Annotated in this window: 16 protein-coding genes and 1 pseudogene; 3 read left to right on the forward strand and 14 right to left on the reverse strand. The window is 55.8% G+C overall.

The window, feature by feature from the left end:
* Positions 1-3: 3 nt before the first annotated feature.
* The 4 genes and pseudogenes from ACR3EH_RS08100 to ACR3EH_RS08115 all read right to left on the reverse strand — a co-directional run bounded on the left by ACR3EH_RS08100 (position 4) and on the right by ACR3EH_RS08115 (position 4,599).
* Positions 4-642, reverse strand: a pseudogene (locus ACR3EH_RS08100) (acyl-homoserine-lactone synthase).
* 83 nt (positions 643-725) lie between these two features.
* Positions 726-1,445 (reverse strand): helix-turn-helix transcriptional regulator, encoded by a 720-nt coding sequence (locus tag ACR3EH_RS08105; protein ID WP_171183979.1) that lies wholly within the window; start codon positions 1,443-1,445, stop codon positions 726-728.
* Positions 1,446-1,813: 368 nt separating this feature from the next.
* Positions 1,814-3,097 (reverse strand): crotonyl-CoA carboxylase/reductase, encoded by a 1,284-nt coding sequence (gene ccrA / locus ACR3EH_RS08110; RefSeq protein WP_171093644.1) that lies wholly within the window; start codon positions 3,095-3,097, stop codon positions 1,814-1,816.
* 137 nt (positions 3,098-3,234) lie between these two features.
* Positions 3,235-4,599 (reverse strand): 1-acyl-sn-glycerol-3-phosphate acyltransferase, encoded by a 1,365-nt coding sequence (locus ACR3EH_RS08115; RefSeq protein ID WP_171183977.1) that lies wholly within the window; start codon positions 4,597-4,599, stop codon positions 3,235-3,237.
* 144 nt (positions 4,600-4,743) lie between these two features.
* Here ACR3EH_RS08115 and ACR3EH_RS08120 point away from each other — a divergent pair, with 144 nt between their 5' ends.
* The 3 genes from ACR3EH_RS08120 (at position 4,744) to deoD (ending at position 7,882) form a co-directional block, all read left to right on the forward strand.
* A complete protein-coding gene (locus ACR3EH_RS08120) occupies positions 4,744-6,711 on the forward strand; it encodes a protein meaA (protein WP_171183975.1) in 1,968 nt (655 codons plus the stop codon).
* A gap of 124 nt (positions 6,712-6,835) precedes the next feature.
* On the forward strand, positions 6,836-7,153 hold the full coding sequence (locus ACR3EH_RS08125) for an H-NS histone family protein (RefSeq protein ID WP_171093651.1): 318 nt from the start codon (positions 6,836-6,838) through the stop codon (positions 7,151-7,153).
* 18 nt (positions 7,154-7,171) lie between these two features.
* Positions 7,172-7,882, forward strand: a complete 711-nt coding sequence (gene deoD / locus ACR3EH_RS08130) for a purine-nucleoside phosphorylase (protein ID WP_171183973.1) — start codon at positions 7,172-7,174, stop codon at positions 7,880-7,882.
* Between the two features lie 33 nt (positions 7,883-7,915).
* Here deoD and ACR3EH_RS08135 read toward each other — a convergent pair whose 3' ends face one another.
* The 10 genes from ACR3EH_RS08135 to ACR3EH_RS08180 all read right to left on the reverse strand — a co-directional run bounded on the left by ACR3EH_RS08135 (position 7,916) and on the right by ACR3EH_RS08180 (position 15,626).
* A complete protein-coding gene (locus tag ACR3EH_RS08135) occupies positions 7,916-8,779 on the reverse strand; it encodes an urea carboxylase-associated family protein (RefSeq protein WP_171647387.1) in 864 nt (287 codons plus the stop codon).
* 288 nt (positions 8,780-9,067) lie between these two features.
* Positions 9,068-9,208, reverse strand: coding sequence for a hypothetical protein (locus ACR3EH_RS08140; RefSeq protein ID WP_171093657.1), 141 nt, complete (start codon positions 9,206-9,208; stop codon positions 9,068-9,070).
* A gap of 122 nt (positions 9,209-9,330) precedes the next feature.
* Entirely contained in the window at positions 9,331-10,110 is a 780-nt protein-coding gene (locus ACR3EH_RS08145) for a succinate dehydrogenase iron-sulfur subunit (protein ID WP_050604073.1), read from the reverse strand.
* Between the two features lie 31 nt (positions 10,111-10,141).
* Positions 10,142-10,768 carry a sulfotransferase gene (locus ACR3EH_RS08150; RefSeq protein ID WP_171183970.1) on the reverse strand — a complete coding sequence of 209 codons (627 nt, stop codon included), beginning with the start codon at positions 10,766-10,768 and terminating at the stop codon, positions 10,142-10,144.
* A 95-nt stretch (positions 10,769-10,863) separates the two neighbouring features.
* A complete protein-coding gene (gene sdhA / locus ACR3EH_RS08155) occupies positions 10,864-12,669 on the reverse strand; it encodes a succinate dehydrogenase flavoprotein subunit (RefSeq protein ID WP_171647390.1) in 1,806 nt (601 codons plus the stop codon).
* A gap of 18 nt (positions 12,670-12,687) precedes the next feature.
* Entirely contained in the window at positions 12,688-13,059 is a 372-nt protein-coding gene (gene sdhD / locus ACR3EH_RS08160; RefSeq protein WP_050604070.1) for a succinate dehydrogenase, hydrophobic membrane anchor protein, read from the reverse strand.
* Positions 13,060-13,072: 13 nt separating this feature from the next.
* Positions 13,073-13,459, reverse strand: coding sequence for a succinate dehydrogenase, cytochrome b556 subunit (sdhC, locus tag ACR3EH_RS08165; protein WP_171093663.1), 387 nt, complete (start codon positions 13,457-13,459; stop codon positions 13,073-13,075).
* Positions 13,460-13,674: 215 nt separating this feature from the next.
* Positions 13,675-14,337, reverse strand: coding sequence for a DUF1194 domain-containing protein (locus tag ACR3EH_RS08170; RefSeq protein WP_171093665.1), 663 nt, complete (start codon positions 14,335-14,337; stop codon positions 13,675-13,677).
* Between the two features lie 54 nt (positions 14,338-14,391).
* Entirely contained in the window at positions 14,392-15,420 is a 1,029-nt protein-coding gene (locus ACR3EH_RS08175) for a MaoC family dehydratase (protein WP_171183965.1), read from the reverse strand.
* Positions 15,420-15,626: a DUF1737 domain-containing protein gene (locus tag ACR3EH_RS08180; RefSeq protein WP_171093669.1), complete on the reverse strand. Its 207-nt coding sequence runs from the start codon at positions 15,624-15,626 to the stop codon at positions 15,420-15,422. Before ACR3EH_RS08180 ends, ACR3EH_RS08175 begins: the two co-directional genes overlap by 1 nt.
* Between the last annotated feature and the right edge of the window lie 5 nt (positions 15,627-15,631).

The raw sequence follows: 15,631 nt of genomic DNA on the forward strand, positions 1-15,631 counted from the left end.
TGCTTATGCGGACAAGGCAAACCGGTGCTGTTTTTTGGGTCCAAAGCGCTGTGTTGAACCACAGGCGCGACAGTTCGCGCGGGACGCCAGCACGTTTCGCGACGCGGTTGCAATCATCCGCAGAATAAGGCCACAACCCGACCGAGATCCGATCCTGCCCACTGCCCTGAGTGCCCAGAACCTCGGGCGATGAGCCGATCAGACGATAGATACGGATCATACGCGCATCAAACACACCGGCGATGTGAGTCAGGCCAAACCCTTCCATCATTTCGCCGCCGCTCAGCATAATGGCCCCGACCGTATGCGGGCCTGCGTTGCGTGACAGGCAGAACCGTGTCACTTCCCAGATCAACGGGCTGCAAATGGGTTTGCCGCCGTTGAGATCCCCGAAAACCTCGTTGATCATCACCCGACCCGTTGTGGGCAACACCCGCATCGACCCGCCATGACTGCCGTCTGGCTCTTCCCAGATGACATAAAGCGGGTTGAGTGCGTCATACTCATCCCGCTCTTCCCCTGTTCATTGACATGGACATCCCACCCCAGCCGGGTTTTGAACTGATCCGCTCGATCCTTGAACATCCCCTCTGCCAGAGTTGGAAATCTGTGCAACTCATCGGCATATAAATAACGCAACATGACTTGTTCCCCTTGTCGTCCTGTGCGGGAACGAAGGGGGTACAGAGTCGTGGTTAATATTGCGTGTGGGGTGTGCGCTGGTCTTAAACCACTATTAATCCTCGGCTGAGCGCGGTTGCGATTGCATGCGTGGTGTTATGTGCTCCCAATTTCGATCGGGCGCTTTCGATATAGACCCGCAGCGTATGCTCTGAAATCGACAGCGAATGCGCCACTTGGGCACGGCTGTAGCCCAAAGCCAAAAGGGTAATAGCGTCTATTTCCCGTGGTGACAGATTACGTGTGGAATCCGGTTGCCTGTCTTTTTCGAACTCAAGCGCTTTGCGGTTGATGAAATGCGCAACCAAAATCAAATCCCGCCCGTAGGTCGAAATAAAGCGTTGCCAGGTCTGATCATCGCAACTGTGGTTTACGGTGAATAGGGCAAACTGTCCGTTCGGACCTCGGATCGGAATGGAATAGCCTTGATTGCCAACACCGTGGTTACGGGCGTCTTGAAGAAAGGATTTTGCGATCCTGCTTGACCAGTCCAGAGATTTCCAGTCGACCGGATGAAATCTTTGGAAACACCCAAGAATAACCGGATCAATCCGATGGTAGTTCTTATCTCGGTAGCGTTCGTCCCAGGTATCTGAATACGTGGTGTAACCGTACTGATCGCCAGCTCCATCAACCCAGTGATAGGTTAGATGTTCAACCTGAAGAATACTCCGCAATCGCTCGGCGACGTTGCTGAGCTCTTCAAGCGTGTTGGTGTTTTCCAAGTCCAGTAGGATTTGACCTAATTCGACTTCCGTTCCCATCCGCGGGCGCTCGTGCCTCGTTCTTCAGGGACGCAATCTCGGCCGCAGCGATCAGCCTTGTGTCATCCAGCTGCTCGGCAAGCGCGCTCAACCCGTTCGCAACGGCGAAAGCATTGAGGTCCGACAATACGTCCAATATCCACTCATTCTGCGCCATTAGGGTCTCTCTGAAACAGTTAACGAAGCGTTAACACAACCATAACATGTATAGTTTTTTTCGACCTATTCACCGGTTTCTACTCCCCAAAAATAGCGGGGGAAGAAAATGTAAGTGTTTGAAAGTCCGCAAGGCTCTGTCAAAACGCAAATCACCCGCGAACCGGCCAAGCGATTCGCGGGTGTTTTTTGTCTACGTTCCCAAAGAGGGATCAATCTGCGTCGAGAACTTCTTCCAGGGTGCGCAAGCCAGTGCGGGGTGCCTGCACAAGGACAGACATGTTGCCCGGCTTATGTTCGTTCCGCAGCATCTTCATGTGCGCCTCGGGCAGATCGTTCCAGGTGAACACTTCTGACATGCAGGGATCCAGGCGACGTTCTACCATCAGCTTGTTTGCGGCAGCCGCCTGTTTGAGATGCGCAAAGTGCGACCCTTGCAGGCGCTTTTGATGCATCCACATATAGCGCACGTCGAAGGTACAGTTGAAGCCGGTAGTGCCGGCGCAGATCACGACCATACCGCCCTTTTTGACAACAAAGGTCGAAACCGGGAACGTGCTTTCACCGGGGTGTTCAAACACCATATCCACATTGTTGCCTTTGCCGGTGATGTCCCAGATCGCCTTGCCAAACTTGCGGGCCTCTTTGAACCATTCGGCATATTCCGGCGTGTTCACCGTAGGCAATTGACCCCAGCAGTTGAAGTCCTTGCGGTTCAGAACACCCTTGGCACCCAAGCCCATGACGAAGTCGCGCTTGCTTTCGTCCGAAATCACGCCAATCGCATTTGCACCGGCCGTGTTGATCAGCTGGATCGCATAGGACCCCAAACCACCCGACGCACCCCAAACCAGAACGTTCTGGCCCGGTTTCAGATCATGCGGCTCATGGCCAAAAAGCATCCGGTAAGCGGTCGCCAGAGTCAGGGTGTAGCATGCTGCTTCTTCCCAGGTCAGGTGCTTGGGGCGCGGCATCAACTGCTGCGCCTGAACGCGAGTGAACTGGCTGAACGACCCGTCCGGCGTCTCATAGCCCCAGATTCGCTGGCTGGGAGAGTACATCGGATCACCACCGTTGCATTCCTCGTCGTCGCCATCGTCCTGGTTGCAGTGGATAACGACTTCATCACCCACTTTCCACCGCTTCACCTTGTCGCCGACGGCCCAGACAATGCCTGACGCATCCGAACCGGCGATATGATAAGGGGCTTTGTGGCCATCAAATGGGCTGATCGGCTGCCCCAGAGCGGCCCAGACGCCGTTGTAGTTGACGCCTGCCGCCATCACCAGAACCAGCACCTCGTTGCTGTCCAGTTCGGGCACGTCGACCACTTCCTGCTGCATTGCAGTATTCGGCTCGCCGTGGCGTTCCTTGCGGATGGCCCAGGCATACATCTGCTTGGGGACAAATCCCATCGGAGGGATCTCACCCATTTCATAGAGGTCCTTTTCGGGTGCCTCGTACGACGCGATACCGCTTTCGGTGTCCAAAGCCATGCTGGCCTCCTTTTTCTCAATACTATTGCCGCAACGCAGAATCGCGCGCTTCACAGACTGGAATATTGGCCGCCAAGTAATATTGCAACCGTTTTCGGCCTTGATTTGTAATTTTATGACCCAGCGGATGCAGAAAGTTATTTTGCAGCCGCAGTATTATCGGATTTCCTGTTGATTGGCACAGAAGCTGCATAATAGCCCAACAGATCCTCACGTTGACCTGAAAGGGTCAGATTGTCCCCCTGGCGGCTTAAGATCCTGCGCTCGACCAACTGATTCACGGCGTTATCCACAGCCGCTCCGTCTTGATCCGACGTGTGGCCGTCTTCGGCCAACATAGACAGTATTTGGGATCGAACGGCCTCTTCAGGCAAAGATCCGTTCTGTTGCAACAACCGGCAAGCCGCAGGGGCTGGAACCAGCGGGATCGCCTGCCCGATGCGTTGCATCAGTTCTCGGGCCAAATCCGTCATGACATCGTCATCGCTGACAGCGCGGAATTCCTTCAGCGAAATCGGAACTCCATATCGCACAGAGGCGACGCCAAATCGCTTGTACCGCCCGATCAGACGCCGCCAGAGCTGCTTGAGTATCCAGCGCGAGATCACGCCGATCCGAGCGCGAAACCGGCGCTCTGACCCCAAGGCAGCGCGGGTCAGGATGGTATCTTCAAGCACCCGGTCATAGTTCAGTGCGACGGGGACAAAAACCACATCACGCCCGTCAGGCGAGGTTCCATCCATAATGTATTTCAGCAAACCCAACTTTGGGCGACCCAGTGCGCCGGTCAGGCTTAAGCCGCCTTCCGGAAACATGGCTTGCGTCACACCAGCTTCGGTCGCATGGCGCACATAGCAGGACAGCACTTGCCGATAGAGCTCGCTGCCTGATTTGCGCCGAATAAAGTACGCCCCCATCGCGCGAATCAAACGGCTTAGCGGCCAAACGCGCGCCCATTCTCCAACCGCATACGACAAGGCCGATTGCTGTGCCGCCAGATAGGTCACAAGCACATAGTCCATATTGCTGCGATGGTTCATCACAAAAACCACGGTTGCGTCCGGATCAATGTTCTTTATCGCAGCCTCGTCTTGATGGCTGAGTCGGACTTCGTAAAACGTATTGCTCAACAGACGGGCGAGACGAATGGCAAAGCTGAAATAGGCAAAAGCGGAAAACGACGGAACAATCTCGCGCGCGTAGCGACGGGCTTTTTCAAAAGCGACGGCCTCGGGAATGCCTTCGTCCTGCGCATGTTGTTGAACCGCACGCCCGACCTGAGGGTCGTAAATCAACTGCTGAATCATGTCGTGTCGCCGCGCCAGCTTAAACGGCTGGATAGGACGTTGAAGCCTTTGATTCAGGCGCGAAACGGCACGTTCCAACCTGCGGCGGAAGAACCAGCGCACCGAAGGGAACAGGAAATGCGAAGCAAAAGTGACCATGGCAAAGACCACGATCAGCAGGAAAAGCCAAAGCGGAAGTTCCACGGTTTGCGTCATGGCGGCACATTGCCACCAATCGCAACTGCCCACAATCTGAACAATTGAAGGATGCCGCAACGCAGCGAATTGACATATCCCGAAAATTGCGCTTTAGAACCTCAAGACGTAATTTTATTGCCCACCGAAGCACGAGGCCCCGCTATGACGCAGACGCAGAAAGATCGCCCCTGGCTCATCCGAACCTATGCCGGTCATTCCACGGCCAAAGCCTCGAACGCGCTTTACCGGGGGAACCTGGCGAAAGGGCAAACCGGTCTGTCCGTGGCCTTCGATCTGCCGACGCAAACGGGCTATGACAGCGACCACACCTTGGCGCGCGGTGAAGTCGGCAAGGTTGGTGTGCCGGTTTGTCATCTGGGCGACATGCGGGTTCTGTTCGACCAAATCCCGCTTGAGCAGATGAACACCTCGATGACGATCAACGCCACTGCCCCATGGCTTTTGGCGCTTTATATCGCTGTCGCGGAAGAGCAAGGCGCAGACGTGTCGAAATTGCAGGGCACGGTTCAGAATGACCTGATCAAGGAATATCTGAGCCGAGGCACCTATGTTTGCCCGCCCAAACCGTCGCTCAAGATGATCGCGGACGTGGCCGAGTATTGCTATACCAACGTTCCCAAGTGGAACCCGATGAACGTGTGCTCGTACCACCTGCAGGAAGCTGGCGCGACACCGGAACAGGAACTGGCCTATGCGTTGGCCACTGCCATCGCCGTGTTGGACGAACTGCGCCCGCGCGTACCGGCAGAAGATTTTCCAGCGCTGTGCGGTCGGATTTCGTTTTTCGTAAACGCGGGTATCCGTTTTGTTACCGAAATGTGCAAGATGCGCGCCTTTGTGGATCTTTGGGACGAGATTCTGCAACAACGCTATGGTGTCGAGAACCCCAAATTCCGCCGATTCCGCTATGGCGTGCAGGTGAACTCGTTGGGTCTGACGGAACAGCAGCCAGAAAACAACGTCTATCGCATCCTGATCGAGATGCTGGCCGTGACGCTGTCGAAAAACGCGCGCGCCCGTGCGGTGCAGTTGCCCGCGTGGAACGAGGCTCTTGGCCTGCCGCGCCCCTGGGATCAGCAATGGTCGATGCGGATGCAGCAGATTCTGGCATATGAGACCGACTTGCTGGAATTCGACGATTTGTTCGATGGCAACCCCGCCGTCGATGCCAAAGTTGAAGACCTGAAAACAGGTGCGCGGGCCGAGTTGGCAAACCTGGACTCGATGGGTGGAGCGGTAGCTTCCATCGAGTACATGAAATCCCGCCTCGTAGACTCGAACGCAGACCGGTTGAACCGGATCGAACGGAACGAAACCGTTGTTGTTGGTGTGAACAAATGGATTGAAGGTGAGGCCTCACCTTTGCAGACCGAAGATGGCGGCATCATGGTTGTCGATCCTGCGGTTGAACAAGAACAGATCGACCGCCTGAGCCAATGGCGTGAAGAACGCGACGACGCAGCAGTCACGGCAGCCTTGGCAGCCTTGCGCGAAGCAGCGCAGACCGGAGCCAACGTGATGGAACCTTCGATCGCTGCGGCCAAAGCAGGTGTCACCACAGGCGAATGGGCGGAAGAGATGCGCAAGGTCTATGGCACCTATCGCGGTCCAACGGGCGTTTCAGGCTCGGTTTCAAACAAAACCGAAGGGTTGGACGATCTGCGCGCTGCGGTCGACGCGGTCAGTGACAAACTGGGTCGTCGTCTCAAGTTCCTGGTCGGCAAACCCGGATTGGATGGCCATTCCAACGGGGCCGAACAGATCGCCTTCCGTGCGCGAGATTGCGGTATGGACATCAGCTATGAGGGCATCCGCCTGACCCCGGAGGAAATCGTGGACGCCGCGCGCGAAGACGACGCGCATGTGATCGGCCTGTCCATCCTGTCCGGCAGCCACCTGCCGCTGGTCGAAGAGGTATTGTCACGCCTGCAAAAAGAAGGGCTGTCCCATATTCCGGTTGTTGTCGGCGGGATTATTCCCGACGAAGATGCCGAAAAATTGAAAGCCATGGGGGTAGCCAAGGTTTACACCCCTAAGAACTTTGAATTGAACGCAATTATGGGCGATATTGTTGTTTTGGCAGACCCCAAGACGCTTGCCGCTGAATAATTGAGGCGTTTACTTCTTTTTTCCCCGTTTCTGTCCTTTAAATCTTTGGGATGGAATAATCCTGTTTTTGGAAATACGGTGCACGCCAATACGCACCGTATTTTAATTCAATCGGAGAGGACTGATGGGGATCAATCTGGAACAAATGTCGCGAAAAGAACTGTTATCTTTACGTGATGAAATAGAAAAAGCGCTTGTCAGCGCCGAAAAACGCGAACGGCAAGAGGCTTTGAAAGCGGCAGAAAAAGCCGCAGCAGAGTTCGGTTTTTCGTTGTCTGAATTGTCCAGCGATGCGCCACGTGGCGGAAAAACGCCTAAAACCAAAGCAAAGTATCGCAACCCGTCGAACCCGGAACAGACCTGGACGGGGCGCGGCCGCAAACCTCAATGGGTGCATGACGCCTTAAAAGCTGGTGCGGATATTTCCGAACTGGAAATTTGATCAAGGTAAATTGAACAAATGACCATTCACATTGGCGCTGAAAAAGGCGAAATCGCAGAAACGGTTCTTTTGCCCGGAGATCCTTATCGGGCCAAATGGGCTGCTGAAACGTTTTTGACAGATATAAAGCAGGTCAATGACGTTCGTGGAATGCTTGGCTTTACCGGAAAATGGAAAGGAAACCCTGTTACTATTCAGGGCAGTGGTATGGGGATGCCCTCTCTTTCCATTTACGTGAATGAACTGATCCGCGATTACGATGCTAAAACTCTGATCCGTATCGGCTCATGTGGCGGCATGCAGGACAGCGTTAAAGTGCGTGATGTCATTCTGGCAATGACATCAACTACGCTCAGCACCCCTTCGCGGGGCATCATGAAAGAGCTGAACTTTGCGCCCTGCGCCGACTGGGGTTTGTTGCAGGCGGCGGCAGCAGCGGCAGCGGCCAAAGGAACACCGACGCATGTTGGCGGGATATACTCCTCCGACGTCTTTTATGACGAGCGCCCGGATCTGAACGAGCAGATGGTGCGTCACGGCATTCTGGGCGTCGAAATGGAAGCTGCAGAGCTGTACATTCTGGCGGCACGCCACAAATGCCGGGCATTGGCCGTACTCACTGTTTCCGATCACCTTTTGACCGGAGAAGCTCTGCCGTCGTCTGAACGCGAGCGCAGCTTTGGTGACATGGTGGAAATCGCCCTTCAGGCGGCTTTCCCGAACACCTGACAATAGGCAGGCACCACTCGGTGCCTGACAGTTTTATCGCCCGTGCGTGCCATCATATTCATTGCGCGCCGGGCTTTGCCATCCCTTCAAATCACCTTCAGCCGGCGCGAATGTTTCGACCAGCAGCGGGAAACAAGCAGCTGTGTCCGAGGAATGCTCGGACGAACAATCCCCGCCCGGGCAAGCACTCAGATTGCCGAGCAGATCAATCTCGGCAAAGAACTCAAGATAATCACCCGGGCGCACGGGTGAGGCTTTCATAAAGTACTGACCTGTATCGCGCGTAAACCCGGTGCACATAAAGACGTTCAGTACGTCATGCACTGCAAGTTCGGCCTCGGCCAGCGGAAGATCCAGATGGTCTGCAAGCGCGCGGGTCAGGTTTGAATGGCAGCAGTGGTGGTATTGCGCACCCGACAACAGATTGCCCGTATACGGATCGCACCGCGTACCGATAACGTCATGGACCGACCCGCCGAAGGCATCGATCCCGTACCATTCCAGCGTGTCCTCAATGATCGTGGCCATGGGGCGCAGATGGGGAAAACTGGACCACATCTGTTCTCCGGTGGTCAGATGCGTTCCATGCAAGGCGCGGGTTTTACCTGAATAGAAACGCTCGGACAGGTCATTGCGATTCCATATGTTCAAATCACCGACCTGTGGGCCTTCGACGGACGTAATTCGAAAAAAGTGCCCTGCCGGCACCTCAAAACAGCGCGCATCGCGCGGGGGAACCAGAACCTCATCCGTTTTGACTGCGTCTTGGCGCAGGGTTCGCATCCACGACACATCAGGTCGCGGTAACGCGTCGTTCGGGTAACAGATTACGGGGGCCAGCGCGCGACGCGCCTCAGCATCTTCGGGAACAGGGATAGGGCGTTCAGAACGTGTCATGCGATGCAGACTGGCGCATAACTCTGCCTGCGAAAAGCAGATAATTAATTGTCGCGCGCCCTCAAACACTGCAAAGGCTGGTCCTGAGAAGTGATTTCAGCGCCGCAGAAGCTGCACCGCCAGACGCCATGGCTTTTGTCCTGGCGCCACCGACAATTACGCGTCAGCGTAGAATGACGTGCGCGCCAGACAAAATAGCCGAATACACCGGCCGCCAGCAGAAGCAGAAGAACAGGCATTGCCTTGCTTTGCCGATTAGCCGTCGTAATTCAAGTCTTTCGGCCCGTATCAGGCTGCGTTTGCGTATTCGAACAACTCAGGCTCTTTGTCAGCTTTCACGGGTTCTGGCACGTAATACGCCCATGCCTGCTCAAGCAGTTCCAACGCTTCTTTCGCGTCGGTTTTTTGTTTGGAAGTGTCTTTGCTCATTGGAGTGATCCTGACTTAATCTCATCACTCCTCCCTGCTCAAAAAAATAAGGCAACGCAGCCGGGGCTGCATCGCCTAAATTTGCAAGTTTGACATGCGCTTAACGCAAAACGCAACGTCGCTTATACAGCGCGTTCCACCATCATCTTTTTGATTTCGGCAATCGCTTTGGCCGGGTTCAGACCTTTGGGACAGGTCTTGGCGCAATTCATGATGGTGTGACAACGATAGAGCTTGAACGGATCTTCCAGCTCATCCAGACGCTCACCCGTGGCCTCATCGCGGCTGTCAATGATCCAGCGATAAGCGTGTAGAAGCGCTGCGGGACCAAGATACCGGTCACCGTTCCACCAGTAACTGGGGCACGAGGTCGAGCAGCTTGCGCACATTACGCATTCATAGAGACCATCCAGCTTCTTGCGGTCCTCGATCGACTGTTTCCATTCTTTCGCAGGGCGGTTGGTCTTGGTTTCCAGCCACGGCATGATCGACGCGTGTTGCGCGTAGAAGTGGGTCAGATCAGGGATCAGGTCCTTGACCACCGGCATATGCGGCAGCGGATAAATTTTCACGTCGCCCTTGATCTCGTCCATGCCGTAAATGCAGGCCAACGTGTTGATCCCGTCGATGTTCATCGCACAAGAGCCACAGATGCCTTCGCGGCAGGACCGGCGGAAGGTCAAAGTTGGGTCGATCTCGTTCTTGATCTTGATCAGCGCGTCCAGAACCATCGGGCCGCAGGTATCCATGTCGACGAAATAGGTATCAACCCGCGGGTTCTGACCGTCATCGGGATTCCAGCGATAGATCTGGAACTTGCGCACATTCTTCGCGCCATCCGGCTTGGGCCAGGTCTTGCCGGTAGTAATCCGGGAATTCTTGGGCAGGGTCAGTTGAACCATGTCAATTCTCCATTCAGCACAAGGCCGCCTTTCAGCCTGTCCGGGCGCGATCAGACGCCCCTCGGTTATAATGGCCCCAATGGGCAATGTTTACGTCGAAATCCGGTGAGAGCCAGTCCGCAACGCGTTGTGGGTCATCTTTGTCGATATCATAGCGCAGGAAGCGAGGATTTCCGTCGAAATAGGTTTCGACTTCGGCATGGTGCACATCGTACATATGCCTCCAGCCCTGTTTCACCTCATCCGCCGTTTGGCCATTTGCCTTGCAGCACCGCTCCAGATAGCCACCGCTGGAATGGCTGGCCCGTGACGTAATCCAGTCCTCGCAATTGCGCGTGTTCAGCACGAAGTAAGCATCCGGGTAAGCCGCGTGCAGTTCACGAAAGAGCCGAGCGCCGTCCAGCATGAAGCGTGAATTGACAAAGGCAATGTCAGTGAATGCCCGGACTGCACCGAACCCGTCCAAGGGCCTGCGCCCCATGGCAATGTTGGTCATCATACGATGCGCTAGGTTTTGTCCCTGTTCATCTTCCCAATGCGCGGACGGAATTCCGCTGTTCAGAAACAGCTTGTGAAACGAAGTCGTCGCACAACGGTTCAACCCGATCAGGATGATTTTGGGGCCACTCGACCCGGACTTCAAAACTTCGACCTTCATGACAAGCACCAAGTACGCGCCATCCGCAGGCTAATTGCCTGCTTCAGGATCGCGGATATTTGGCGCTTGTGCAGCATTGCCTGCTTTCCCTGCCCTTAGAACGTCCGCGCTTTGGGCGCGATTTTCTGAAGGCTGATACCGCCCTGTTCCTCGGTCGTCAGCGGATCAACGATGACCGGGCGATAGCTCAGCTCAACTGCGTTGCCCTCAACCCGGCTGACTGTATGTACGCGCCAGTTTTCATCGTCACGCTCGCTGAAATCCTCGTGCGCGTGGGCGCCACGGGATTCTTTACGCGCCTCAGCACCGACGATGGTCGCCAGCGCATTGGGCATAAGGTTGGTCAGCTCTAACGTTTCCATCAGGTCGCTGTTCCAGACCAACGAACGGTCTGTGACTTTCAGATCGTCCATTTTGGCAGCAATCGCGGTCATCTTTTCGACGCCTTCAGCCATTGTTTTGGCCGTACGGAACACGGCTGCGTCCGCCTGCATGGTTTTCTGCATCTCAAGCCGCAATTCCGCGGTCGCGACCGAACCGTTGGCGTTGCGGACCGCGTCAAACCGATCAAAGGCTTTGTCGACCGACGCCTGGTTCAAAACCGGGTTCGGCGCTTCGGCATCAACGACTTTACCAGCGCGGATCGCAGCCGCGCGGCCAAACACCACGAGGTCGATCAGCGAGTTAGATCCCAGACGGTTCGCACCGTGGACCGAGGCACAACCCGCTTCACCCACAGCCATCAAACCGGGGACAACGGCGGTCGGGTCTTCGGCGGTGGGGTTCAGAACCTCACCCCAATAGTTGGTCGGAATGCCACCCATGTTGTAGTGAACGGTCGGCAGAACAGGGATTGGTTCCTTGGTCACGTCGACACCCGCAAAAATCTTCGCGCTTTCCGAGATACCCGGCAAACGCTCGGCCAAAGCTTCGGCAGGCAGGTGCGACAGATTCAGGTGGATGTGATCCCCTTCCGCGCCGACACCACGACCTTCTCGGATCTCCATCGTCATCGAGCGCGAGACATAGTCACGTGGCGCGAGGTCCTTGTACTGGGGCGCATAACGCTCCATGAACCGCTCGCCTTCCGAGTTTGTCAGATAGCCACCCTCGCCCCGCGCACCTTCGGTGATCAGACAGCCCGAGCCATAGATGCCGGTCGGGTGGAACTGCACAAACTCCATGTCCTGCAATGCCAGACCTGCGCGGGCCACCATACCGCCACCGTCACCAGTGCAGGTATGGGCCGAGGTCGCGCTGAAATAGGCGCGGCCATAGCCGCCGGTCGCGAGAACAACCATTTTGGCGTTGAAGACATGCATCGTGCCGTCGTCCAGCTTCCAGCAGACGACGCCCTGACATTGCCCATCCTCGGACATGATCAAATCGATGGCGAAATATTCGATGTAGAACTCGGCGTTGTTCTTCAGCGACTGACCGTACAGCGTATGCAGGATCGCGTGGCCAGTCCGGTCGGCGGCAGCGCAAGTCCGCTGCACGGCGGGGCCTTCACCGAATTCGGTTGTGTGACCACCGAACGGGCGCTGATAGATCTTGCCTTCTTCGGTGCGGCTGAACGGAACGCCGTAATGCTCCAACTCGTACACAGCCTTGGGTGCTTCCCGCGCGAGGTATTCCATCGCATCGGTATCACCCAGCCAGTCAGACCCTTTGACGGTGTCATACATGTGCCACTGCCAATGGTCAGGACCCATGTTCGACAAGGACGCCGCGATACCACCCTGAGCCGCCACAGTGTGCGAACGGGTTGGGAAAACCTTGGTCACACACGCGGTGCGCAGTCCCTGTTCCGCCATGCCCAAAGTCGCCCGCAGACCGGCCCCACCGGCGCCGACAACGACCACGTCATAATCATGCGTTTCGTATTCGTATGCAGCCATTTCTTTCAGCTCCGGGAATTAAAGGGCAATGCGTGCGATGGCGAAGATGCCAGCCGCTGCTGCGCCGTAGGACAGGCAGGTCACCAGAATGATCAGGACCTTTTCAAGCGTGCCGTGAACATAGTCTTCCAACATCACCTGCGCGCCATCTGCGAAGTGTTTGAAGCCAACCGCCAGCGTCAGCGCTGCAACAATCGCAGGGAAGGGCCGTGAATAGTAGTCCAGAACCACATCAAACGGCTGACCCAGAACCGGGCCAAACGTGAAGACAAACAAAGGCACGAGGATCAGCAGCGCCACCGAGCTGACTTTCATGGCCCAGAAATGGGCGGTGCCGGATTTCGCCGAGCCAAGGCCAGCGGCGCGTTTGCGGTCGGTCAGATAACGCATCTCAGTCCTCCAATCACGCGACGATGACAAGGGTCAGAAGGGTCAACACAACCGACCCGATGACAACGGCCCAACCCAGTTTGGTCGCTGTTGGAAGGTCCAAGCCAAGCGCATTGTCCCAGATCAGGTGCCGCACACCGGCCAGCGTGTGATACCACAGGCCCCAAACGGAAAGAGCCATCACCAGATCCCCGATCATCGAGGTGATTACCCCGTTCGCTATGGCAAACGCTTCGGGCGATGTGGCAGCGGCCAGGAACCACCAAACGATCAGCAGGCCCGCGACTAATAAGGCGTTTCCTGTGATACGGGTCAGGATAGATGTGACCGACGTCAGCTGTGGACGATAGATCGACAGATGCGGCGAAAGTGGGCGATTGCCCCGATTTACATCGGCCATGGCGGCTCCTTTTCGGTTGGCTACCGAACGTTTTACTGTTTTTTGCGACACTGTCACGTGCTGCGGCTGCAAAATACAGCAAATTCGGCTCAAACCGGCGGATATTCCCAATATGTGATCACACAAAATAATGTCGTGATCACATATGACATTCCCCTTCATCAATGTTAGCGATTTCAAAGGCAAAAGGATGTGATCACGAATCTTTTGACGCGTCACTTAAGCCCTGCGGTTTGCTGCGTCACTTCGCGCAACAGTTTTCTGCGAATTCGTTCCGGGTAATCGGCAAATCCGGCCGCTGAAACTACGAATGCACCTTCACCCACAATGACATTCTCAAAGAAATATGCTGTCAGGTCCGGCTCACTCTCCTCAATCGCCAGGGCGTTGACGACAACGCCTCTGTCCCGCAGGGCGGCGTGAACTTGCGTCGGCTCGACGCCTTCATTGGATACCCCGTCGCCGGATAAATCGATCAGATGTCGGGTGCAGTGGGACACAGGCTCGAAGGAGTCGAGCGTTGTCTGAAGCGCTTCCCCAATCGCGGTTGAAAAGTTCCGCCAGATGCGCGGATCCTCAGAAACCTGTTCCGCAAAGCGATCCAAAGCTGCGAAACTGTCGATACGGGTCCAGGGGATCGTGATCCGCTGACGCGACGACCCGGTCCATTGCACCAGCATCAACTGTGCCTGACCGCGGACCAATGCCTCGGATACGATCGGGTCGCGCAGTCCAGCGGCCAGACCGTCCATCTGGATGCGGTACTCGCTGCCGTCGACCGAACCAGACACATCTACGGCCAAGGCCAAAGCCAGATCACAGGCTTGGGCTGCGGGTGCCAGAAACAGACTGGCCACTATCGCGCGAAGGGTATGCATGGTGCAAACCTAGCACGGCTTGCACGCATTGCATTCACATAACTGTCAGTTCGCCTATTGCGGCATCAGCGCCCAATAATCGAGGTCCAGAAGTACGTCCGACACGTACCGACCCTCGTCATTTTTTAACGCGAATGGTGCGCCTCCTTTGGTGGCGACCAGACGTAACCGGATCGCCCCCACGCCGGGTACGCCAGTCTCGGCCTTGTCCAGAACCTCGGACCACGCTTTGATGGTATCACCTGCAAAACAAGGGTTGGCATGCGCGCCACCGTTCAGGCCAACGATCATCTGTGCATTTGCCAAGCCATTGAACGACAGGGTGCGCGCCATCGAAATGACATGACCCCCATAGATCAGGCGGCCCTCAGGTCGAAACGTCAGGTCGAAATGCACTTTGGCGGTATTCTGCCACAGGCGCGTGGCCAACATATGCTCGGCCTCTTCCACGGTCACACCGTCCACGTGGTCGATGGTCTCACCTATTTCATAATCGCCCCAGCGATGCGGCTCACCAGCCAATGCAAAATCGTAGTTCGAGAAATCAAGGCCCTCGGGCACGATAAGGTCCTGAGGATCAAGAACCTTCTTCAACTCGGGAACAACTGTCTCAGGCGCAGGTGCATCGACATTCGCTTTGCGCACCATAACCCAACGAACATATTCGATGACCACCTCGTCCAACTGGTTCAGCCCGCGGGTACGTACCCAGACAACACCGGTTTTCCCGTTCGAGTTCTGCTTGACCCCGATCACCTCGGACACCGAACGCAACGTGTCGCCTGCATAGACGGGCTTTAGCCAACGGCCTTCGGCATAACCAAGATTGGCAACTGCATTCAACGAAACATCGGGCACCGTTTTGCCAAACACCAAATGGAAGGCCGCCAGATCATCAATCGGGCTTTCCGGCAATCCACAATCCCGAGCAAATTCATCCGATGAATACAGCGCATGACGCGCGGGATAGAGCGCGTGATACAAACCACGCTCTCCTTCGGTCACCGTGCGCGGTACGGCATGTTGCAGCACCTGACCGACGGCATAGTCCTCGAAAAAACGTCCCGGATTTGTCTTTGCCATCACTGCTGTCCCAGTTTCATTTCAGGGGAATAGTCGGCCTCGACCTCTTTGGTCACAGCCTGCGCACAACGCATCACGTTGTTTGCTGTGTCGAAGGCATAGGACGGGTCGCCATACAGCTCCCACCCTTTGGCCAGCGCGTCAGACACTTTGTGACAGAAGGCCGATGTGTCTTCCTCGGTCAACAAACGATAGAGTTTTGCCATTGCCT

The organism is Ruegeria sp. BG7 (assembly GCF_056535685.1).

Bases quoted from the DNA above. Each gene is read 5' to 3' on its own strand.
- ACR3EH_RS08175 (WP_171183965.1), bottom strand. From the start codon at position 15,420: ATGGCAAAGACAAATCCGGGACGTTTTTTCGAGGACTATGCCGTCGGT.
- ACR3EH_RS08170 (WP_171093665.1), bottom strand. From the start codon at position 14,337: ATGCATACCCTTCGCGCGATAGTGGCCAGTCTGTTTCTGGCACCCGCA.
- ACR3EH_RS08105 (WP_171183979.1), bottom strand. From the start codon at position 1,445: ATGGGAACGGAAGTCGAATTAGGTCAAATCCTACTGGACTTGGAAAAC.
- ACR3EH_RS08140 (WP_171093657.1), bottom strand. From the start codon at position 9,208: ATGAGCAAAGACACTTCCAAACAAAAAACCGACGCGAAAGAAGCGTTG.
- sdhC (WP_171093663.1), bottom strand. From the start codon at position 13,459: ATGGCCGATGTAAATCGGGGCAATCGCCCACTTTCGCCGCATCTGTCG.
- sdhD (WP_050604070.1), bottom strand. From the start codon at position 13,059: ATGCGTTATCTGACCGACCGCAAACGCGCCGCTGGCCTTGGCTCGGCG.
- ACR3EH_RS08125 (WP_171093651.1), top strand. From the start codon at position 6,836: ATGGGGATCAATCTGGAACAAATGTCGCGAAAAGAACTGTTATCTTTA.
- ACR3EH_RS08145 (WP_050604073.1), bottom strand. From the start codon at position 10,110: ATGGTTCAACTGACCCTGCCCAAGAATTCCCGGATTACTACCGGCAAG.
- ACR3EH_RS08150 (WP_171183970.1), bottom strand. From the start codon at position 10,768: ATGAAGGTCGAAGTTTTGAAGTCCGGGTCGAGTGGCCCCAAAATCATC.
- ccrA (WP_171093644.1), bottom strand. From the start codon at position 3,097: ATGGCTTTGGACACCGAAAGCGGTATCGCGTCGTACGAGGCACCCGAA.
- deoD (WP_171183973.1), top strand. From the start codon at position 7,172: ATGACCATTCACATTGGCGCTGAAAAAGGCGAAATCGCAGAAACGGTT.
- ACR3EH_RS08180 (WP_171093669.1), bottom strand. From the start codon at position 15,626: ATGGCAAAACTCTATCGTTTGTTGACCGAGGAAGACACATCGGCCTTC.
- ACR3EH_RS08135 (WP_171647387.1), bottom strand. From the start codon at position 8,779: ATGACACGTTCTGAACGCCCTATCCCTGTTCCCGAAGATGCTGAGGCG.
- sdhA (WP_171647390.1), bottom strand. From the start codon at position 12,669: ATGGCTGCATACGAATACGAAACGCATGATTATGACGTGGTCGTTGTC.
- ACR3EH_RS08120 (WP_171183975.1), top strand. From the start codon at position 4,744: ATGACGCAGACGCAGAAAGATCGCCCCTGGCTCATCCGAACCTATGCC.
- ACR3EH_RS08115 (WP_171183977.1), bottom strand. From the start codon at position 4,599: ATGACGCAAACCGTGGAACTTCCGCTTTGGCTTTTCCTGCTGATCGTG.